At 72.5% G+C, this 19,277-nt stretch carries 15 protein-coding genes; 4 read left to right on the top strand and 11 right to left on the bottom strand.

Going from position 1 to position 19,277, the window contains the following annotated elements:
- Positions 1 to 452: 452 nt before the first annotated feature.
- Positions 453 to 1,349 (bottom strand): LysR family transcriptional regulator, encoded by an 897-nt coding sequence (locus tag MOPEL_RS00550; RefSeq protein ID WP_009480889.1) that lies wholly within the window; start codon positions 1,347 to 1,349, stop codon positions 453 to 455.
- A 70-nt stretch (positions 1,350 to 1,419) separates the two neighbouring features.
- On the opposite strand from MOPEL_RS00550, the gene MOPEL_RS00545 reads away from it, so the two are divergent.
- Both MOPEL_RS00545 and MOPEL_RS00540 read left to right on the top strand, forming a co-directional pair.
- A complete protein-coding gene (locus MOPEL_RS00545; RefSeq protein ID WP_009480888.1) occupies positions 1,420 to 2,643 on the top strand; it encodes a YeiH family protein in 1,224 nt (407 codons plus the stop codon).
- Positions 2,644 to 2,813: 170 nt separating this feature from the next.
- Complete coding sequence (locus MOPEL_RS00540) at positions 2,814 to 3,860, top strand: EamA family transporter (RefSeq protein WP_009480887.1); 1,047 nt, start codon at positions 2,814 to 2,816, stop codon at positions 3,858 to 3,860.
- 766 nt (positions 3,861 to 4,626) lie between these two features.
- Here the strand turns inward: MOPEL_RS00540 and MOPEL_RS15510 are convergent.
- The 6 genes from MOPEL_RS15510 to pgm all read right to left on the bottom strand — a co-directional run bounded on the left by MOPEL_RS15510 (position 4,627) and on the right by pgm (position 12,046).
- Positions 4,627 to 5,475: a maleylpyruvate isomerase N-terminal domain-containing protein gene (locus MOPEL_RS15510; protein ID WP_009480886.1), complete on the bottom strand. Its 849-nt coding sequence runs from the start codon at positions 5,473 to 5,475 to the stop codon at positions 4,627 to 4,629.
- Positions 5,476 to 5,761: 286 nt separating this feature from the next.
- The gene (locus tag MOPEL_RS00530) at positions 5,762 to 6,286 is read right to left on the bottom strand and encodes a hypothetical protein (RefSeq protein ID WP_009480885.1); all 525 of its coding nucleotides are present in this window, start codon (positions 6,284 to 6,286) and stop codon (positions 5,762 to 5,764) included.
- Between the two features lie 75 nt (positions 6,287 to 6,361).
- Positions 6,362 to 7,450, bottom strand: coding sequence for a cation diffusion facilitator family transporter (locus MOPEL_RS00525; RefSeq protein ID WP_009480884.1), 1,089 nt, complete (start codon positions 7,448 to 7,450; stop codon positions 6,362 to 6,364).
- A 51-nt stretch (positions 7,451 to 7,501) separates the two neighbouring features.
- A complete protein-coding gene (locus MOPEL_RS00520) occupies positions 7,502 to 9,013 on the bottom strand; it encodes a fatty acyl-CoA synthetase (RefSeq protein ID WP_009480883.1) in 1,512 nt (503 codons plus the stop codon).
- Between the two features lie 207 nt (positions 9,014 to 9,220).
- Positions 9,221 to 10,003 (bottom strand): MerR family transcriptional regulator, encoded by a 783-nt coding sequence (locus MOPEL_RS00515; RefSeq protein WP_009480882.1) that lies wholly within the window; start codon positions 10,001 to 10,003, stop codon positions 9,221 to 9,223.
- A gap of 378 nt (positions 10,004 to 10,381) precedes the next feature.
- The gene (gene pgm / locus MOPEL_RS00510; RefSeq protein WP_009480881.1) at positions 10,382 to 12,046 is read right to left on the bottom strand and encodes a phosphoglucomutase (alpha-D-glucose-1,6-bisphosphate-dependent); all 1,665 of its coding nucleotides are present in this window, start codon (positions 12,044 to 12,046) and stop codon (positions 10,382 to 10,384) included.
- Positions 12,047 to 12,344: 298 nt separating this feature from the next.
- On the opposite strand from pgm, the gene MOPEL_RS00505 reads away from it, so the two are divergent.
- Positions 12,345 to 12,545 (top strand): hypothetical protein, encoded by a 201-nt coding sequence (locus tag MOPEL_RS00505; RefSeq protein WP_040632204.1) that lies wholly within the window; start codon positions 12,345 to 12,347, stop codon positions 12,543 to 12,545.
- 66 nt (positions 12,546 to 12,611) lie between these two features.
- On the opposite strand, the gene MOPEL_RS00500 is transcribed toward MOPEL_RS00505, so the two are convergent.
- Positions 12,612 to 13,244, bottom strand: a complete 633-nt coding sequence (locus MOPEL_RS00500; RefSeq protein ID WP_009480880.1) for a response regulator transcription factor — start codon at positions 13,242 to 13,244, stop codon at positions 12,612 to 12,614.
- Complete coding sequence (locus tag MOPEL_RS15505) at positions 13,241 to 14,620, bottom strand: sensor histidine kinase (RefSeq protein WP_083841660.1); 1,380 nt, start codon at positions 14,618 to 14,620, stop codon at positions 13,241 to 13,243. Before MOPEL_RS15505 ends, MOPEL_RS00500 begins: the two co-directional genes overlap by 4 nt.
- A 139-nt stretch (positions 14,621 to 14,759) precedes the next feature.
- Between MOPEL_RS15505 and MOPEL_RS15500 the strand changes: the two genes are divergently transcribed.
- Positions 14,760 to 15,725 carry a CPBP family intramembrane glutamic endopeptidase gene (locus MOPEL_RS15500; RefSeq protein ID WP_009480878.1) on the top strand — a complete coding sequence of 322 codons (966 nt, stop codon included), beginning with the start codon at positions 14,760 to 14,762 and terminating at the stop codon, positions 15,723 to 15,725.
- Between the two features lie 84 nt (positions 15,726 to 15,809).
- Here the strand turns inward: MOPEL_RS15500 and MOPEL_RS00485 are convergent, their stop codons facing one another.
- Entirely contained in the window at positions 15,810 to 17,060 is a 1,251-nt protein-coding gene (locus MOPEL_RS00485; protein WP_009480877.1) for an McrC family protein, read from the bottom strand.
- On the bottom strand, positions 17,057 to 19,258 hold the full coding sequence (locus MOPEL_RS15495) for an AAA family ATPase (RefSeq protein ID WP_009480876.1): 2,202 nt from the start codon (positions 19,256 to 19,258) through the stop codon (positions 17,057 to 17,059). Before MOPEL_RS15495 ends, MOPEL_RS00485 begins: the two co-directional genes overlap by 4 nt.
- Between the last annotated feature and the right edge of the window lie 19 nt (positions 19,259 to 19,277).

Genomic DNA, 19,277 nt, shown 5'->3' with positions numbered 1-19,277 from the left:
TCGTCGTCCGACCCGGTGCGTCCGGGAGGCCGATCGGGCCGGTGCCCTCCTCGGCGCCGGCCCGAGGCATGTCCGCAGCAGGCGATGAGAGCTCTGCTCCGGCCCTCCGTCGTGCAGCGATGAGCTGCGTGGGGTGTGGTCGGGCAGGAGCGAGTCCCTGACCTACGGTCCCACCGACGGCATCGTTCGACCGGCGCATCGCTGTAGGACAGAGGGCCCGCGGGGTGCCGTGAGGGGCGCGCGGTGGAGATGAGGTGTGGGGAGAGCGGGCCCGGATGACGATCACCGAGGTGTCGGGGGAGCGTCCGGCCCGACCGCGCGAGCGTATGACCTGCGACGTCGTGACCGCGTGGATGTGTCCGGTTCGTGGGTGATCGCTGTTCGGACCGGAAGCCGAGGCCCGCCGTGGATCATCGGATCGCGGTGCTACCCGATCGATGCGGACGAATCGCTCAGGTAGGGAGCGGCTCGCGGGTGCTGAGGACGAAGTCCCAGGCGACGCCGAGGCGCCGGGTGGGGCGCCAGATCGCGCGGAGGTCGCGGCGCAGCCGTCCGTCGGCGAGAGGGACGATGCGCACCCGGTCGTCGCGGACCGCGTCGGCCACGGCGTGCGCCGAGACGACGGACGGCCCGATGCCGGCGGCGACGCTCCGGACGATGGCGGTGATGCTCGACAGTTCCATGACGGGGTCGGCGGGGTCGAGGTCGGCGAGGAGCTCGTCGACGGTGTCGCGGGTGCCCGAGCCGGGTTCGCGGAAGACGAGCGGTGTCTCGGCGAGCTCCGCGCGCGTGACGGAGGTCCGGCGTGTCCACGGGTGGCCGGGCGCGACGACGACGACGAGTTCGTCGTGGGCGACGACGAGGCTCTGCAACGAGGCGGGAACCCCCGGGGACTCGACGAAACCGACGTCGATCGTGTCCGCCTCGACGGCCTCGACGACGTCGGCCGAGTTCGTCACCCGCACGCGCACCTGCACCTGCGGGTGCGCGTTGCGGAAGCGGGTGAGCCATCGCGGGACGAGGTGTTCGCCGATGGTGAGGCTCGCGCCGACTGCGAGGTGGGAGGCGCGGTCCTCCCGCAGCGACTCCGCGCCGGCGGTGAGGTGGTCGAGGGCGGTGAGCACCGGCTCGGCCCAGTCGGCGACGAGACGCCCGTGCGCGGTGAGGCGGGAACCGGTGGGGCTGCGGTCGACGAGGGTGAGGCCCAGGTCTCGCTCGAGGCGGGCGAGGGTGCGGCTCGCGTTGGGTTGCCCGAGCCCGAGGGTGCGGGCGGCGGCGCCGAGGCTGCCCGTGCGGCCCACCAGGGTGAGCAGGGCGAGCCCCTCGACGTCGGGCGCACGGGAGGTCATGCCTCGATGATATGAGCCCATTCGGATGAGGGCGGTAGCGCGACGGGCGGTCGCGCGGGACGCTGACGTGGTGACTCCGCAACCCCAGGGCGATCCGCCCCTCACCCACACGGACGGCCCCGACGACCTCGACGGGGAGCACCGTCCACCGGAGACGGGCGCCGACGCCGGACGGCTCGCGGACACGGCAGGAGGTGCGCGCCCGGTCGCCTCCGGGGAGGCCGACCCACGCACCGCGGAGTCACCGGGCGCGGTGGCCCCGGGGTCGGGTGCTCCGGCGGCCGAGCCCGGGCCAATGCGTCGTCTCGGCCCGGGCCTGGCCCTCGCGATCGGGGTGGCGCTGCTCACGTACGCCCTCAATCGCGCCGTCCCCACCCTGAGCGCGTTGCTCGTCGCGATCCTCGTCGGCGTCGTCCTCACCAACGTCGTGCGTCTACCGGAGTCCACCGCGCCGGGCCTCGCGATCGCGTCGAAGAAGCTCCTGCGGGCAGGCATCGTGCTCCTCGGCCTGCAGGTCTCGCTGAGGGACATCGCCGGGCTCGGCGTCGGGATGATCGGCGTCGTCCTCGCGGTCGTCGTCGGCGGCCTCCTCACGGCGGAGGTCGCCGGGCGGATGCTCGGCATCCGGCCCGCGCAACGCAGCCTCATCGGTGCCGGGTTCTCCATCTGCGGTGCCGCCGCCGTCGCGGGGGTCGAAGGGGTCATCGACGACAAGAAGGAGGAGGACGTCGTCACCGCGCTCGCGCTCGTCGTGCTGTTCGGCACGATCATGATCCCGCTCGTGCCCCTGCTCGTCGCCGCGTTCGGCCTCGGTGAGCACACGGGCGGCCTGTGGGCGGGGGCGTCGATCCACGAGGTCGCGCAGGTCGTGGCCGCCGCGGGCATCATCGGCGGATCGGCGCTCAAGGTCGGCGTCGTCGTCAAGCTCGCGCGGGTGCTCATGCTCGCCCCGGTCGCGGTGTGGTTCGGTTGGCAGATGAGGCGCAACGCCGCGGGGCGCGCGGTGGCGGGTCAGGCACAGGAGGTGCAGACGCTGCCTCCGCTCGTGCCGCTCTTCGTCGTCGGGTTCCTCGCCGCGGTCGTCCTGCGCACCCTCGGCGTCGTGCCGACGCCGTCGCTCGACGCCCTCAAGATCCTCCAGACGATCCTCCTCGCCGCGGCGATGTTCGCCCTCGGGTGCGGGGTCCGGTTCGCGACGCTCAGGACGGTCGGTGGGCGCCCCTTCGTCCTCGCGACGATCGTCACCCTCGTCGTCGGGCTCATCGCACTGGGCGGGGTGCTTCTCGCCGGGTGAGGTGCGCTCCGTCGTATGCCGACGTGGGGAACGCAGGCGCGCCTGCGCCGCCGCCGAGTTCGGATCGGCGGCAGGTGGTCTCGCGCTCGCCCGAGTGAGGCGATCGGCCGGCCGTCATGGGTCATCGCCCCTTTGACGCCTGACGTCGTCGCGCCGTACCGTCAGGACCCATGACGACTTTCGCACCTGACACCGCGGCGCCGCCGACGCAGGTCTCGAGAGGGCCCCTGCTCGCGCTGGCCTCGGCCGTGTCGTTCGGTCTCGCGGGTCCGCTGGCCGCGGGGCTCCTCCGGGCCGGGTGGTCGCCGACCGCCGCCGTCATCGCCCGCGTCGGTATCGCCGGACTCGTCATGTTGCCGGCCGCGGCGCGAGTCGTGCGCGGGCGCCCGGGGATCCTGCGGCGCGGTGGCGGGACGATCGTCGCGTACGGCGTGGCCGCCATCGCGGCGACCCAGCTGGGGTTCTTCCTCGCGGTGACACGGTTGCCCGTCGCGACCGCACTGCTCATCGAATACCTCGCGCCCGTGGTCGTCCTCGCGTGGGCGTGGCTCGTGCACGGACGCCGCCCGTCGCGCCTCACGGTGCTCGGCGCGGTCGTCGCGCTCGCGGGACTCGTGCCCGTCCTCGGCCTCACCGGTGGCGCCGGCCTGGACCCGGTCGGCGTCGGCTTCGCGCTCGTCGCGTTGTGCGGGCTCGTCGTGTACTTCCTCCTCTCGGCCGGTGGCGGCGAGGATCTTCCGCCTTTCGTCCTCACGTGCGGCGGGACGCTCGTCGGCGCCGTGATGCTCGGTGCCGTGGCGGCCTGCGGCCTGCTGCCGTTCGCGGCCTCGACCGCGCCCGCGGTGTATGCGGGGATCGCCGTGCCGTGGTGGGTCGCCGTCGGCGCCCTCGGTGTGATCGCGGCCGCTGTCGCCTACACGACCGGCATCGGTGCGGCCCGGGCCCTCGGTGCCCGCGCGGCCTCGTTCGTGGGATTGAGCGAAGTGCTCTTCGCCGCGACGTTCGCGGCCCTGCTCGTCGGCCAGGCGCCGACCCTGCCCCAGATCCTCGGCGGGTTCGTCGTGCTCGCGGGCATCGCGATGGTCCAGGCGGGCGACGACACCACCACGGTCGCCTCGGCCGTCGAACCGCCTGCAGCCACGGCATCGCAGGAGCCCGGGGAGCGCGTCCCCACTGTGGTGCCGGAGCTCCCGCGTCTGTCCACTCGCCATCGTTGATCCCCGGCGGCCGAGGACACTCCGCCCCTGTGCGAAAGGCGATGCCGGACACTGGATCCATGCGTCCCCTGACGGTCGACGACGTACGTGCCGGGCTCCCGGTCGTCCATGCCGGGCCGCCCCTTCCCGCCGTGTACGGAAGTGACGCCGACGACCTCTTCGACCACGAGGTGCCCACCGGTCGTCCCGGTCGTATCGAGTACTGGGCCGGCCCGGGAAAGAACCACGTCGTCGTGCGATGGCTGGGCCTGGAGGACGATGCGCGTTCCATCGGGGAGGGGCACGACCCCGTCGACGGTGTGTACCCGATGCTCGGAGTGCCCGGCGAGGCCGAGTGGCGCGCGGCAGTCCGCCGAGCGACGGGGGACGGCGGCGACGAGATGCCCGATCCCGGACGACGCGCGGTCGCGCCGCCGGGTGTCCCCGCCGCATCCTTCCGGGTCGATCACCGACGCCCCGGATCGGGTGATCACCCGCCGGCGGCGGGCGGTGAGGATGCGGTCGCACTCGGCGGGGGCTGCACGTCACCGACGCGGTGGAGGTCGGCGACGGTGGCTCGGCCCCGGAGCGCGCGGTCGAGGTCCTCGACGGTGCCGGTGAGGACGGCCGCGGGTGCACGGTGCCGTCGGCAGCGGGCCACCTCTCGTCGACGCGGATGAGCCGGTCCCACCTGCGCCGTCGTCGGCGCATCGGCTGTGTTGCGAGGCCCTCGACCGCCGACGGGCGTCCCCACACCGCGGGGTGAGGCGGCGTTCGATCGCGACGTTCAGCGTGCGGGACGCTGCGTGAGGACGCGGTCGAGTTCGCCGAGGAGCAGGAGATCGCCGACACGGTGAGGATCGGTCACCGCCGGACGGCCCCAGAAGGTGCACAGCAGGTCCTCGGCCGTACCGGTGAGGATGGCGCGGGGGCGGACCGTGCCGTCGGCGGGATCGGCGTCGGCGACCTCGAGGGTGCCGTTCGCCACGTCGACGGCGACGATCCACGTCGCTCCCGTGTCCGAGGCGACGATCCGGACGAGGGGCGCGGGTTCCGCCCCCTCGCCGGATCCGGGGGAGGTCGTCCCGCCGGGGGTCGGCATCGGGCCGTGATCGGCGACGAGACGGAGCACCTCGTCGACGCCGTCGGCGGCGAGCAGGGGATCGACGAGGGTGCGGGCACTGCCGTCGGGCGCGGCGGTGAGCTCGGCGTCGAGGCGGTGGACACACGCCTCGTGGGCCTGCCGCCGGAGGACGAACCCCGCGGTCTGCTCGCGCGACCACGTCCACACGGGGGCGTCGGTCGGACGCCCGCGGATGGCGGCGAGGAGCTCCGTCGTCGCGTCGCGGAGGAGGTCGAGCGTGCCCGGGAGATCCGTGGACTCCGGCAGGGTGGAGCGCTCGTGGAGGGCACGTGCCTCGTCCGCGTCGGTGACTCCCGCCTGCACGATCCCGGCCCACCCGTGCTGGACCTCGGCGAGGTGGCGCGCGAGGTCCACCGTCGTCCATCCGGGGCACGTGGGGACACCCGCAGCGGGATCGACCCCGCTCAGGGCCTCGACGACCCTCGCCGAGTCGGCGTCGATCGCGGCGAGATAGGTCTCGGGCTCGGGACGGGTCGGTGCATGGGTCTGCATGACCCCACCCTGTCACCCGTCACCGACACCCCCCACCGACAGGTGACGGCCCCCGTCTGGCTCGTCCGCGACGACGGGCGTCGACTGCGGCAGCTCCTCCGTCGTCGCCGCGGTGCCGGGTCCGACCGCGTGCAGGCCCCGCCGCCTCACCCGCTCGATGGTGACGCGGCGGCGGGGGCGCCCGTCACCGAGCGCGGGGCGCGCGCGAGGTTCTCACCGCGTGTGCTCGTCCGGTGCCCGGGCGACGAGCGTGCCTGCGGATCGTCCGGCCCCGTCGCGGGGCGGCTCAGTCCTGGGCGTCGGCGGCCGGGGGATCGACGCGGGCCTCGTCGGCGCGTTCGACGATCTGTGCGGCGAGGGCTCGGGGCTCGTCCCCGGCGAGGACGAGCCCGCGGCCCGGCCCCGCGTCGCCTGCCGCGCCCGTGTCGTCAGCGGACTCGGCCCCGCCGGTCAGGTGGACGAGGTGGACGGGGGCGGGCTCGGCGAAGTCGAGGTAGGCCTCGAGGTGTTCGCCGGGCACGTCCTCGGCGACGACGGCGTCGTACCCGGCGAACCGGAAGCTGTCGGCAAGGGCGATGCCGGCCGTGTACCGCAGGTAGCGGCGCTCCAGCTCGGTGCGTGCATCGGAGGGGGCCACACCCCCCTCGCCGGTGAACATGGCCTCGACGACGGCCCCGTCGACGGACGCGGCACGAGGGAGTGCGGCCGTGAGGGCACGGGCGACGTCGTCGGCACCGGGGCCGGTGAGGACGAACAGGCGCCCCTCGGCGTCCTCGGCGGGGCGGTCCGTGGCGGTGGGGGTCTCGGTCATCGGGGGTCTCCTCGGTCGTTCGGGCCGGTGCGTTCGGGGCGCCGGTCGGTGGGCGGACGCGTGGCCGGGCGGGGGTCAGCGCGGGTCGGGGTCGGGCAGGGGCGTCTTGCCGGGGGCGGAGAGCGTGAGGAACGCGCGGGCGACGAAGGGCCGCTCCTCGAGGCGGTCCTCGACGGCCTGGATACGGGGCTGGAGAACGGCCTCGACGTCGTCGGACGCGAGATCGACGGCGGCGATGAGGAGGATCTTCGACGGGCCGACGTACTCCATGTGGAGGAACGTCACGGCGTCGATCTCGGGGTCGTCGTACAGCGCGGTGAGGACGCGTCGCCGAGTGTCGTCGCTCACCTGCTGGCCGACGAGGAAGGCGATGTTGCGCTGGATGAGGATGAGCGCGACGGCGCCGAGGAGCACACCGACGAGGATCGATCCGATCGCGTCGTAGACGGCGTTGCCGGTGATTTCGTGGAGGACCAGCCCGCTCGCGGCGAGGAGGATGCCGAGGAGCGCGGCGGCGTCCTCGAAGAACACGGCCCGCAGGGTCGTCTGGGAGGTGTCGAGGATGTACCGCATCGGTCGCAGCTGCAGCTGCCGGGCGGAGGCGCGGGTCTGACGCAGCGCCTGAAGGAACGAGATGCCCTCGAGGACGAACGAGACGGCGAGGACGACGTAGCTGAGCAGGTAGTCGCCACCCTCGCCCTCGGCGCCGAGCTCGGAGACGCCGTGCGTGATGGAGAGGATCGACCCGGCGACGAAGAGACCGAACGCGGCGATCATCGACCACACGTACGCGGCGCGGCCGTACCCGAGGGGGTGGGTCTCGTCGGCGGCCTCGGCCGAGCGACGTTCGGCGACGAGGAGGAAGAGCTCGTTGCCGGTGTCGGCCCAGCTGTGCGTGGCCTCCGCGACCATCGACGCGGAGCCGGAGAGCACGGCCGCGGCCGTCTTCGCGGCGGCGATGAGGGCGTTGGCGCCGAGGGCGACCAGCACGGTGAGGATGCTGCCGCCGCCCGCGGAGTCGTCCGAGGGGCGATCTGCGGATCCGCCGGTGGCGGAGACCGACCCGGAGGGCGGGGCGTCTCGCGCCTCGTTCGCGGTGAGCGGGGTGAGGGTGTCGTCGGACGCGCCAGGGGCGCGGCTCGCGGGGTCGTGTGCGTTCGTCACGGACGACGACGGTACTCGCCGGGCCATGCCACCGGGGGGCGCCGACCACCGTCACCCCTCGCGGAGCTCCCGCTTGAGGATCTTGCCGGAGGCGTTGCGGGGGAGCGCATCGAGGAGGCGGATCTGCTTGGGGATCTTGAACGTCGCGAGGTTCGCGCGGGCGTGCTCCCGCAGCGTGTCCTCGTCGACGTCGCTGCCCGGGCGGGGGACGACGAAGGCGTACACGGCCTCGCCCCACTTGTCGTCGGGGATGCCGACGACGGCGACCTCCGCGACGGCCGGGTGGGCGTAGAGCACGTCCTCGACCTCCCGCGGGGCGACGAGGACGCCGCCGGTGTTGATGACGTCGCGCACCCGGTCGACGATCGTGAGGTACCCCTCCTCGTCCTGGACCGCGAGGTCGCCGGAGTGGAACCACCCGTCGCGGAACGCCGCGTCCGTCTCCTCGGGGCGACCCCAGTACCCGTCGCAGAGTTGCGGGCTACGGTAGACGACCTCCCCGCGCTCGCCCGGCGCGACGTCCCGGCCCTGGATGTCGACGACGCGGAGCTCGACGAAGAGGACGGGCCGACCCGTCGACGACGGCCGCGCGGCATGCTCCTCCGGGCGGAGGACGGTGGCGAGCGGCGCGATCTCCGACTGGCCGAAGCAGTTGTAGAACCCCAGGTCGGGCAGCGTCTCCTGCAGGCGCGTGAGCACCGGGCCGGGCATGATCGCCGCCCCGTAGTACGCCTTGCGCAGCGCCGACAGGTCGCGCGTCTCCAGGTCGGGGTGGTTCGCGAGCGCCACCCACAGGGTGGGCGCGGCGAAGAACGCGCCGTGCGAGCCGGCCTCGAGTCGGCGGAGGATCTCCGTCGGGTCCGGGGTCTCGAGGAGTGTGTTGGTCGCGCCGACCGCGAGCCACGGCAGGAGGAACACGTGCATCTGCGCCGAGTGGTACAGCGGCATGACGTGCAGGGGCGCGTCGTCCTCGGTCACATCGAGGGCGACGACCGCCGACACGTACTCGTGGACGAGCGCGCGGTGCGACATCATCGCGCCCTTCGGCGCCGACGTCGTCCCGGACGTGTAAAGGAGCTGCGCGAGGTCGGAGTCGGTGACCTCGACGGCAACCTCGGGCACCTCGCCGCTGCGGGCGACGTCGAGGAGGCTCCCCTCGGCGTCGCGCAACGGGAGGATCGTCGCGGGGCAGCCCTCGGCCTCCTCGACGATCGCGCGCATCGACGGATCGACGAGCGTCACCCGCGCCTCCGACTGGCGGAGGACGTGGCCCGCCTCCCGTGCGGTGAACTGGTTGTTCATCGGGACGTGGACGAGGCCGGCCCGGCAGCACGCGAGGAACCCGATGACGTAGGCGTCGGAGTTCTTGCCGAACGCGGCCACGCGGTCGCCCTTGGCGAGGCCGAGGTCGAGGAGGTGCACGGCGACGCGGGAGACGGCGTCGTCGAGGTCGGCGTACGTCCACGTGCGCTCGGCGAACACGAGCGCGGGACGCCCGGGGACGCGTCTCGCGCTCCGGTGAAGCACATCGGCGACGGTGCTGCGGTGGGTGGCGTCGAGCACGGGAATCTCCTCGTCCGGCGGGGCGATCGGGTCAGGGGAGACTAGCCTCACGTCTCGAGACGTGGAAAGAGCCCGTCCGTCACGTGAACCGCTCGTCCTCGGCGACGGGATCGACGGTGGCGTCGACGCATCGGCCGCCGCCAGGATCGTGCAGCCGGGCAGGCGAGCGCGGGGCCGGGCACGCGCCGTGCTCGGCCCCGCTCCTGCTCAGGTGCGGTGCCGTTCGGCGTTGGCGCGCACCGCGTCGTACACGTACTGCGCCAGCCCCGGGGCGATCGCCTCGTACTGGGCGGTGAACCGGGGGTCGCCCACGTACATCGATGCGATCTGCGCCTGCATCTCGTGGGTGCAGTCGAAGTGCGACTCGATGCTGCGGCGGTGGGCCTCGGCGGCGGCCGCGGCCTCGTCCGAGTCGACCGGGGCCCCGGCCGCGAGCAGGCGCGCGAACTCGGCGTTCACCGCGTCACCCTCGGCCTTGATCCGCTCCCAGTCGGCCTTCGTGAACCCGGCGGTGCGCCGGCGGCTCTGCGCCCAGGCGTCGGTGTCACCCCAACGCTGCTCGGCCTCGGCGACGTACTCCTCGCCTAACGCGTCGCCGAACAGCTCGCGCTTCTCGTCGTCCGTCATGGGTGTGTCCGTCATGGCGTTCTCCAATGCGTGGTCGAGTGCCGTGACGAGCCCGCGCAGCTCGTCCAGGCGGGACATGACCGAGGCGCGTTGACGGTGCAGGTGCTCGACGAGGCCGTCGGGCCGGTCGAGGAGATCGGCGATCTCCTCGAGCCCGAACCCGAGCCGCCGGTAGACCACCACGTGCTGCAGACGCGTGAGGTCGCCGTCGGTGTAGAGCCGGTACCCGGCGTGACTGCGCACGCTCGGGGTGACGAGACCGATCTCGTCGTAGTGGTGCAACGTGCGCCGGGTGATCCCCAGCCGCTGCGCCACCTGCCCCACGGTCATCGGTTCGTCGAACTCGTGCTCCGTCTCGGTCATGACACGAGCCTGACCGGTCACGTCGCGTGAGGGTCAAGTCCATGGGGCGGTCTCGTCGCGCGTCTGCGCGGCCGATGTCCGCGGCGTCACGCCATGGGAGCCGACCTGACGCGCACAGGAGGGAGGGCGCAGGCCTCTGATCTGCGGTGTCGCGGCAACCTCGATGTCTGCGCAGTGTCGAGTCCGTCGAGATGGCGTCACGTCGGTGGGGGACGGGCCGGTGGGGTGGGATCGCGCGGCGGGTCGCGCGGCATGCCTGGGCCGATTCGGTGCGCGGTACCGCCGGGGACGGGCCGGACGCAGGCCGACGGCCGCCCCCCCTGGTGGGGAGCGGCCGTCGGTGTGCCACCGGCCGGGTGGCGGGGTGCGTCCGGGGTGTCAGCCGTCGAGCGCGGCGGAGACGACCTCCTTGGCCTCCTTCTGTACCTGGGAGAGGTGCTCGGCGCCCTTGAAGGACTCGGCATAGATCTTGTAGACGTCCTCGGTGCCGGACGGGCGGGCCGCGAACCATGCGGACTCGGTCGTCACCTTGAGGCCGCCGATGGCCGCGCCGTTGCCGGGCGCCTCGGTGAGCTTGGCCGTGATGGGCTCGCCGGCGAGGGTGTCGGCCGTGACCGCCTCGGGGGAGAGTTTCTTGAGCTTGGCCTTCTGCTCGCGGTCGGCGGGGGCGTCGACGCGGGCGTACGCCGGGTCGCCGTGCTGGGCGACGAGCTCGTCGTAGTGCCGCGACGGCGACTTGCCCGTCCTGGCCTGGATCTCGCTCGCGAGCAGGGCGAGGATGATGCCGTCCTTGTCGGTGCTCCACACGGAGCCGTCGAAGCGGAGGAAGCTCGCGCCCGCGGACTCCTCGCCACCGAACGGGCCGGACCCGTCGAGCAGGCCGGGCACGAACCACTTGAAGCCGACCGGCACCTCGACGAGGTTACGACCCAGGTCCTCGGCGACGCGGTCGATCATCGAGCTGCTCACGAGCGTCTTGCCGATGAACCCGTCGGCCGGCCACTGCGGGCGCGCGCCGCCGAACAGGTACCGGATCGCGACGGCCAGGTAGTGGTTGGGGTTCATGAGGCCGCCGTCGGGCGTGACGATGCCGTGCCGGTCGGAGTCGGCGTCGTTGCCGGTGGCGATGTCGTAGGAGTCCTTCTCGCCGATGAGGCTCGCCATGGCCGAGGGGGAGGAGCAGTCCATGCGGATCTTCTCGTCCCAGTCCAACGTCATGAACCGCCACGTCGGGTCGACGAGCGGGTTCACGACCGTGAGGTCGAGGCCGTAGTGGTCGGCGATGGCCTGCCAGTAATCGACGGACGCGCCGCCGAGCGGGTCGGCGCCGATCTTCACGCCCGCGTCCTCGATGGCCGCCATGTCGATGACGTTCTTGAGGTCCTCGACGTAGATGCGCTTGAACTCGTAGCTCTCGCACCGGGGCCGGGCCTCGTGGAACGGGATGCGGGTGACGCCCTCGAGGTCGCCGCGGATGTACTCGTTGGCGCGGTCGGCGATCCACGTCGTGGCGTCGGTGTCGGCGGGGCCGCCGTGCGGCGGGTTGTACTTGAATCCGCCGTCGGTGGGCGGGTTGTGGCTCGGGGTGACGACGATGCCGTCGGCGAGGCCGACGTTCGCGGGGAGGTCGTCGACGCCGGAGATCTTGCCCTTGTTGGCGCGGAGGATCGCGTGGCTCACCGCGGGGGTGGGCGTGTAGCGGTCCTCGGCGTCGACGAGGACATGCACGTCGTTGGCGATGAGGACCTCGATCGCGCTCGCCCACGCGGGCTCGGACAGGCCGTGCGTGTCGCGCCCGATGAACAGGGGGCCGTCGAATCCCTGCTCGCGACGGTAGTCGACGATCGCCTGCGTCGTGGCGAGGATGTGGTCCTCGTTGAACGACGTCTTGAGGCTCGACCCGCGATGCCCCGACGTGCCGAAGACGACCTGCTGGTCGACGTTCTCCGGATCGGGTCGGAACGTGTAGTACGCGGTGACGAGGTGGGCGACGTCGACGAGGTCGCCGGGCTGTGCGGGCTGTCCTGCGCGTGAGTCGGTCATGGGTTCATCTTGGCAGCGTGAGTGGCGTTCCGGCAGGCCGGGCACCGACCGTCCCGAGTGGGGCTCGGTCGGCCGGGTGGGGTGAGGTGGCCGTGTCGTCGTCGTGCGGAGGGCGCGTGCGAGCCCGGGGCGAGGCGGCGCACCTGCGCGAGGGGCGGCCACGAGGATGCCGCGGAGCCCCCACCCGCGTGGGGTGAGGCCTCCGGCGGGAGGGGTCGGGGCATCGAAGCGTTCCGCAGGTGGAGACCTGGGACCGTCCGGCGAAGCGACCTTCGAACCACGACCGGGCGGCGAACGCGTGGGAGGCGACGCGCAGCTCGTGCGGGCGATCAATGCGAAGACGGCCCACAACATCGGTGACGTGCGGACGACGTCCACGCTGTCGTCGGCATGCACGAAGCGCCGACGTCGTCGCGTGAGAGCTCGGACGTGGCGCGAACACCGCCACGCCTGGGGCGTGAAGAAGAACGTCGACCAGCGGCTCATCGCTCGCTCCTGACCTTCGCGTCTTCGACGGCCCGTCCCCTCGAGGGGGCGGGTCGTTCGGCGTCGTCCCGCCCGGGCCTCACCTGTCGAGAGTGCGGTGGAGGAAGAGCGCGAGGCCGGTGCGGTCCCGCTGGTCGAGCTTGCGCAGGAGCGCGGAGACGTGGTTCTTCACCGTCCCCTCGGCGAGGACGAGGGCTGCGGCGATCTCGGTGTTCGTCTCTCCCAGGGCGACGCGCGCGGCGACGGCACGCTCCGCCGGGGTGAGCACGGCGAGCGGGCTCGCGCCCTCGTCGCGGCCGCGCGCGGGACGCATCGCCGCCCGCGTGACCCGGGGGTCGATGACGAGCCCGCCGTCGTGGGCGGCGACGATCGCGTCGGCGAGCGCCTCGGGGGAGGAGTCCTTGAGGAGGAACCCCGCCGCGCCGGCACCGATCGCCGCCCGCACGAGGTCGGCGTCGTCGAACGTCGTGAGGACGAGGACCGGCAGGCCCGGATGCCGTTCCGCGCACGCCGCGACGAGGGCGACCCCGTCCATCACCGGCATCCGCGCATCGCTGAGGACGACGTCGGGGGAGACCTTGGCGATGACAGCGAGCGCCTCGTCCCCGTTCGCCGCCTCGCCCACGACCTCGACCCCCTCCAGGGTCTCGAAGAGCAGCCCGAGGCCGCGGCGGATAAGTTGCTGATCGTCGACGAGGACGAGACGGATCACGGGGCCACCTCGCTCACGAGGGCGGCGACGGCCGAGGCGGACGGCACGGCGGGGGTGTCGGCAGCTCTCGGTGCCGGTATCCGGGCGGTGAGGACGAGGCCGTCCTCGCCACGGTGGGTGGCCACCTCCCCGCCGAGGGCCGAGGCGCGCTCCGAGAGCGACCTCAGACCGAAACCGGGGACGACGTCGGCGTCCTCGATGTCCGTTGCGTCCGTGGTGGCGGCGACGCCGTCGGCGCCCGCGGCGCTCGCGGATCCCGTGTCGCCACCGGCGTCCCTGCCGTCGTCGTGCGTGCGACCGTCGTCCGTCGACGTGATCGTCACGTCGTCGGTGCCGTAGGCGAGGTCGATGGTGACCCGTCGGGCGCGGGCGTGGCGCAGGGCGTTGGTGAGGCCCTCCTGGACGAACCGGTGGAGGAAGAGGACGACGTCGTCGGGGAGGGGGCGTTCCTCGCCGAGCGTCGAGACCGTGACGTCGACGCCCGTGCCGCGGAACGCCTCGGCGACGGCGTCGAGCGCCGCCGCACCCTGGAGTCCTTCGACGGCGACGGGGCTGAGCGCCCGCACCCACAGGCGCATCTCGTCGATCGCCTCCCCGGTGGTGGCGCGGGCGGTGGCGACCTCCTCCCACGCGCGGTCCGGCGTGCGGTCGCGGGCGCGGAGGGCGAAGTCGAGCGACATCGTCACGAGCGTGAGTCGGTGCCCCAGACCGTCGTGAAGATCCCGTGCGGCGCGGGAGCGTTCGCGGGCGAGGACGAGTTCCTTCTCCGTCTCGATGCTGCCCTGCAGGCGTGCGTTGGCCTCCGTGAGGCGGGCGTTGGCCTCGTCGCGTTCGGTGAGGAGCGCGAGGCGTTCGGCGGCATCGCCCGCGGTGCGTCGCAGCAGCAACGCGAACGCGAGGATGAACGCGAGCACCGCGCCCGTTCCGACGGACTGGTCGAACGCCTCGACGCCGCGGCCCGCCAGCACCATGCGGGTCCCCTGCAGCGCGACGAGGACGACGACGAGCACGGTCGCGGCCAACGGCGCGATGTCGAGCGCGAGCACGAGGAGGGCGCAGAAGACGGGCAACATCGCGAGGATGACGTCGCCCGCGTACGACACGCCGACCGCGGCGAGGGTGAACGCGATCGTCGTCGCGACCCGTGCCTGCCCCGTGACGCGGCGACGCCACCACCACAGCCCGCCGAGGACGATCGTGCCCGCGACGCACAGCATCGCCCGCGGGCCCGCCGCGGGCGCGTCGTAGAGCGGGAGGCTCACCGCGGTGAGGAGAACGCCCACCAGGGACACGGCGAAGAGCGCGTCGAGCAACCGGGCAGGCAGGAGCATGGTCGGCAGGAGAGCGGTCGGCGTCGCGCGGCTCGCTGGGGGCATGACCCCAGCGTAGGAACGGCGCGCGGCGTGTGCCCGTGACCGGGGTCATGGGTCGTCACGTCCGCGGTCACCATGGCGGCCGCGGGAACATGACCGTCGGGTCACGCGGCGTGCGAGTCGCGTTCGTAGCGTCGAGGACATGACGTCTCACGACACCGACACCGCCTCCACCAGCGCGACCACCCTCGGCGACGTGCCACGTGGGGAGGTCCGCGTCGGCCCCGAGTCCGAGGCCGATCGTCCTCCGCGCCGCCTGCCGGGCTGGGCCCGGGTCGTCCTCGCCGTCGTGGCGCTGTTCGCGGCGTCGTCCTCGCCCGCCGTCCTCGCTCTCGTGCCCGACGTGGACGCACGCCTCGACGCCTGGCCCCTCCCCGCGGGCGTCGCGGTGATCGTGACGGTGTACACCCTGCCGACGCTCGTGGCGTGGCTGCTCGTCCGGGCCCTCATGCGGTGGGTCGACCGACGCCCGATGGGGGAGACCGGGTGGGCGTGGACCCACCGGTCGGCGCGCGCGCTGCTCCTCGGCATGGCGGTGATCGTCGTGCTCGTCGTCGTCACGGGCCTGCTCGTCGAGGCGGTCGCGCCGACCCGCCCCATCGACCCGCAAGCGCTCACCGGCGGGTGGCCGCTGTGGGCAGTGATCGTCGTCGCCCTCGCCCGGGCGTTCCTCCTGCAGGGCATCCCCGAGGAGCTGATCTGGCGCGGGTACGTCATGCAGACCCTCCGCACTCCGCCCGTCGTCTCGGCGTACGTGTCGGCCGGAGTGTTCGCGCTGCTGCACCTCTCCTCACAGGGCGGGCAGGAGAACGCCGTCGAGCGGGTGCTCTACCTCGCGGTGCCGTTCGGGTTCGGTCTGCTCGCCGGCGCGCTCGTCCTCCGCACGGGGTCGCTGTGCGCGGCGATCGGCGTCCACGGCGGATTCCACGTCGCGGTGACGATCCTCACCCTCTGGTGCGGTGTCGGCAACGGCCCTGCCCTGTGGGTGGCGTGGGGAGTCGTCACGACCCTCGCCGCCGCGTGGCTGCTGCACCGACCTGCACGATGCGAGCCCGTCTCGCGCTTCTCGAACTTCGAGGTGGTCGAGGGGCGACCGTCGAAGTGGTAGGCGTCGCGGGACGCCGTCCCTTCCGGCCCGGCCCCCGACGGCTCTTCCCCCGCTCGGGGGCTGCGCACGGGCATGCCCGTGGACTCAATTCCTCAGATGGTGGTTGGGCCCCGTGGCGGGAGAGCGACGGCTGGGGAGATGTGCATCGGCTGCGATGGCTGCCGCGAGGTCGACAATCTGGCTGAGGAGAGCATCGGGGGTGGTGTCGAGATCGAGGGCGTGGCGGACCAGTACGAGGTCTGTGCCGAGGATCCGGGCTCGTCCGGGCACGGATTCGCCCTTCGCGTAGACGAGGTGGCCCGTGGCGAGGCCAAGGCGCGTGCAGTACGTGAGCATCTGATACACGTCCGCGTTGGGGTACGCGTTCGACTTCCCGGCCTTGTATTTGGCGTCGACGACGGCCGCGACCGCGCCGTTCTTGCGCCAGAGGATGTCCGGTCGGATGGTGATGGCGCCCTCGGTGTCGAGTCGGAGCGTGTTCTGCCCGTCGACGGTGCCGCCGCGGCCGGCGAGCGCCTCGCGGAGCGCGACGGTGAGGAACTGCTCGAAGAGTCGGGCCATGTCGACGAGGAAGCCGTCGACGATGGTGTGCCCGTCGGCATGCTCGAACGACCCTCCGCGCAGGACGAGCTCCCCGAGCCGCAGGGCCGGGTGGTAACGCGCGTTGAGTCGAGAGGGCTGCCAGGCGGGGATTCCGCTCCCGCGGGGGAGGGGCTGCGTGTCGGCGAGGGTGCGGACGAGTCGGAGCAGCGTGCGGCGAGTGGTGGCGTGGAGTCGCGGAAGACGCAGGAGGCGTTCGGCGGCCGTGCGCAGGATGCGGTTCTCAGCGATGTCGACGGTGTAGTCGTCATAGCGGATCTCCAACGGGATCGGGAGGCCGAAATGCCCGCGGAGTTGGTCGTCGGTGCGAAGCCGGCCGCGGAGGACCACTGCCGCTTCCTCCGTGTCGCGGTACCCCTGGAGGAGCCCTTGCTCCACGGCACGCTGGGCCTGCCGAGCGAAGGCCGTGGCCACCGCGGACAGCAGGTCGTCGTCGGCGGCGGCGCCGACGGGGTCGTCGCGCCACGCGGTGAGGTCGTAGGCGTAGCCGAGGAGGAACATGAGGCGTCGGATGGGCAGCTTGGGTCGGATTGACACCTCGACGTCGCCGAGTGTCGCTATCCCGACGTAGCGGTCCGGTGCCACCATCCATCGACCGGGACGGAGGGTGGGGGTGGCAGTGATGACCCCGCTGTCTCCGAGGTGCTGAGCCTGCCGGGGGGTCAGCGCCACTTCTGCCGCCGGGTCGTTCTCGACGAGCTCGATCCGCAGCCGCTCGTCCCGGGTGGAGTTCATGAGGACGGCGTCGACGGATCACCCGTCTCGGTCGGCAGGTTCTCGGTCTTCCGCGGCGCGGTGGGGTGATTCGGGGTGGTGCCCTCGTTCTCGCCGGGTGCGATGACCGCCCCCGAGCGGACGGTTCGGCGAATGGTGTCGAGGTCGTAGTAGGCGGCGACGCCGAGGCCCTCACCGTAGTGATGCTCTTCGAGCAGCGGAAGGATCGCCGTGCGCCACATGCGCTCGATGCCCGCGGGCGTGCGGTGCACCTCGGGTCGCATGAAGTAGGAGGGGCCGATCTTGAAATCGGGGTCCTCGATCCGGGTGTTGAGGGCGTCGTGCAGATCGGCGATGCCGGCGTCCTTGCCTTCGGCTGAGAGCCACCGGCGCAGGATGCCGGAGGTCGGGGGTTCTGCGGGGTGGAGGTGCACGAACGCGAAGCGGCGGCGCATCGCCGCGTCGACGAGGGCGATGGACCGGTCGGCGGTGTTCATGGTGCCGATGAGGAAGACGTTGTCGGGCAGGGAGAAGCCGCTGTCGTCGCCGGCGGCGTAGAGGAGGTCGACGCTCTCGTCGCGGTATTCGAGGAGGAAGTAGAGCTCGCCGAACACCTTGGCGAGGTTGGCGCGGTTGATCTCGTCGATGATGAGCACGTACGGCGTGCCGGGGTCTTCGCGGGCGACGTCGACGAGGCGGCGGAACGGCCCGGGGGTGAGGGTGAACGACACCCGCCCGTCCTCGGTGGGCGCGCCGGGACGATACCCCTCGAAGAAGTCCTCGTAGCTGTACGACGGGTGGAACTGCACGAGCTTGACGTTCTGGGCGTCGGTGAGGTGGTGGGCGATCGCGCGAGCCAGGTACGTCTTACCGGTGCCGGGCGGCCCGTAGAAGATGAGTTGCCGCCGGTCCCACAGCAGGTCGATCACTTCCTGCAGCCAGGCCTGGTCCACGTGGTTCGCCGTCGCGAGCTCGGGGGTGGCGGGGCTGACCCCCTCCAGGTGGGGGACCGCCGGCGTCGGTGCGGGGTCGTCGGAGCGGGTCGGGAAGTAGCCCTCGAGCGTGCGCCGCTCACTCGTGAGGTCGACGATCGTGCGTTGCTGCGAGAGTTTGGCGGTGAGGGCCTTGGGCAGGTCGGCGTAGTCGACCGGCTCGGCAGCGTTGACCCAGGTGACGCTCCGGCGCAGGTTCGATCGGTCGTCGGCGTCCGGGTGGATGTCGGGGTGGCCGGTGATCCGGCCCAGGTAGCACTCGCCGTCGTTGACGGTGGCGATGACGTCGTCGATCTGCATCCGGTTGAGGAACGCGTCGAGTTCCGTCACCTTGTCGGAACGGGCGGCGTAGGACTTGTCGGAGTACTCGCGCTCGACGAGGGCGCTGAGCGCGGTGCGGTCCATGTCGGCGGTGACCTGGGTGGCCTGCCCCGCGGGCAGGGAGCAGAAATCGTGCCTCAGCCAGGTCGGGACGAGGTTGACGCCGTTGACGCTGCCCCGGATGAGCCAGGCCCGTGCAGGCGTCTCGACTCCGAGGAGTTCGCGGAAGTCGTCGACGGTGAGGCGGCTGCCGAGGTCGGCGTGGCCGTCCTCGTCGAACTCCAGGCCCTCCTCCTCGAGAACGGCACGGGGGTCGTCGTCTCGGTCGGTGGACCAGGTGAACGACGGCGACAGTGTGCCGTCGCTCTGCAGCACGCGGTGGGCGGCCTCGTGGGCCGTGGCTTTCATTGCCGTTCCGACGCCTTGGTTGGCGTAGCCGGTGAGCTGGGCCAGGTCACCGTACGTCGTCCACGAGCCGGGGCCGAGTGCGTCGAGAGCGCGTTCCATCAGGGGGGCCGGGCCCGCATCGGCGGCCGAGGCCTTCGCGGCGGCCCGCAGGGCGGCGTACCGCGCTCCGATCTCTGTGTCGAGAGCGTCGCCGGGATAGTCGTCGGCGGCCGCACGTCCGGCGTCGGTGAGGGACCAGAAACCGGTGCCCTTGTCGATCCACCCGATCGACTTGGCCCAGCTGCTCGTCCACCGCACGTAGGTCTCCCAGCGGGGGACGCCGGTCTTGTTGAGCGACGCCTCGTGCGGCGTGGGGTCGAAACGGGCGCCGATGCGCTTCACGGCAGCCCCGGCCTTGATGGGCGCGGCCGCCTCGGCGAGCACCTCGAACATCAGCCGCGTGAGCATCCCCTGCCGCAGCGTCGGCTTACCGTTCGGCAGAAACACGTCCTGGGGCATGGGTTCAGTGTGCCTCCTG

It is taken from the genome of Mobilicoccus pelagius NBRC 104925 (assembly GCF_000247995.1).
GTDB lineage: Bacteria > Actinomycetota > Actinomycetes > Actinomycetales > Dermatophilaceae > Mobilicoccus > Mobilicoccus pelagius.
This window is presented reverse-complemented; position numbering and strand designations above follow the sequence as displayed.

What these genes read in the sequence shown, in the direction of transcription:
- MOPEL_RS00515 (WP_009480882.1), bottom strand. Translation starts at nt 10,003, where the DNA reads ATGACCGAGACGGAGCACGAGTTCGACGAACCGATGACCGTGGGGCAG.
- MOPEL_RS15495 (WP_009480876.1), bottom strand. Translation starts at nt 19,258, where the DNA reads ATGCCCCAGGACGTGTTTCTGCCGAACGGTAAGCCGACGCTGCGGCAG.
- MOPEL_RS00485 (WP_009480877.1), bottom strand. Translation starts at nt 17,060, where the DNA reads ATGAACTCCACCCGGGACGAGCGGCTGCGGATCGAGCTCGTCGAGAAC.
- MOPEL_RS15510 (WP_009480886.1), bottom strand. Translation starts at nt 5,475, where the DNA reads ATGCAGACCCATGCACCGACCCGTCCCGAGCCCGAGACCTATCTCGCC.
- pgm (WP_009480881.1), bottom strand. Translation starts at nt 12,046, where the DNA reads ATGACCGACTCACGCGCAGGACAGCCCGCACAGCCCGGCGACCTCGTC.
- MOPEL_RS15505 (WP_083841660.1), bottom strand. Translation starts at nt 14,620, where the DNA reads ATGCCCCCAGCGAGCCGCGCGACGCCGACCGCTCTCCTGCCGACCATG.
- MOPEL_RS00530 (WP_009480885.1), bottom strand. Translation starts at nt 6,286, where the DNA reads ATGACCGAGACCCCCACCGCCACGGACCGCCCCGCCGAGGACGCCGAG.
- MOPEL_RS00550 (WP_009480889.1), bottom strand. Translation starts at nt 1,349, where the DNA reads ATGACCTCCCGTGCGCCCGACGTCGAGGGGCTCGCCCTGCTCACCCTG.
- MOPEL_RS00540 (WP_009480887.1), top strand. Translation starts at nt 2,814, where the DNA reads ATGACGACTTTCGCACCTGACACCGCGGCGCCGCCGACGCAGGTCTCG.
- MOPEL_RS15500 (WP_009480878.1), top strand. Translation starts at nt 14,760, where the DNA reads ATGACGTCTCACGACACCGACACCGCCTCCACCAGCGCGACCACCCTC.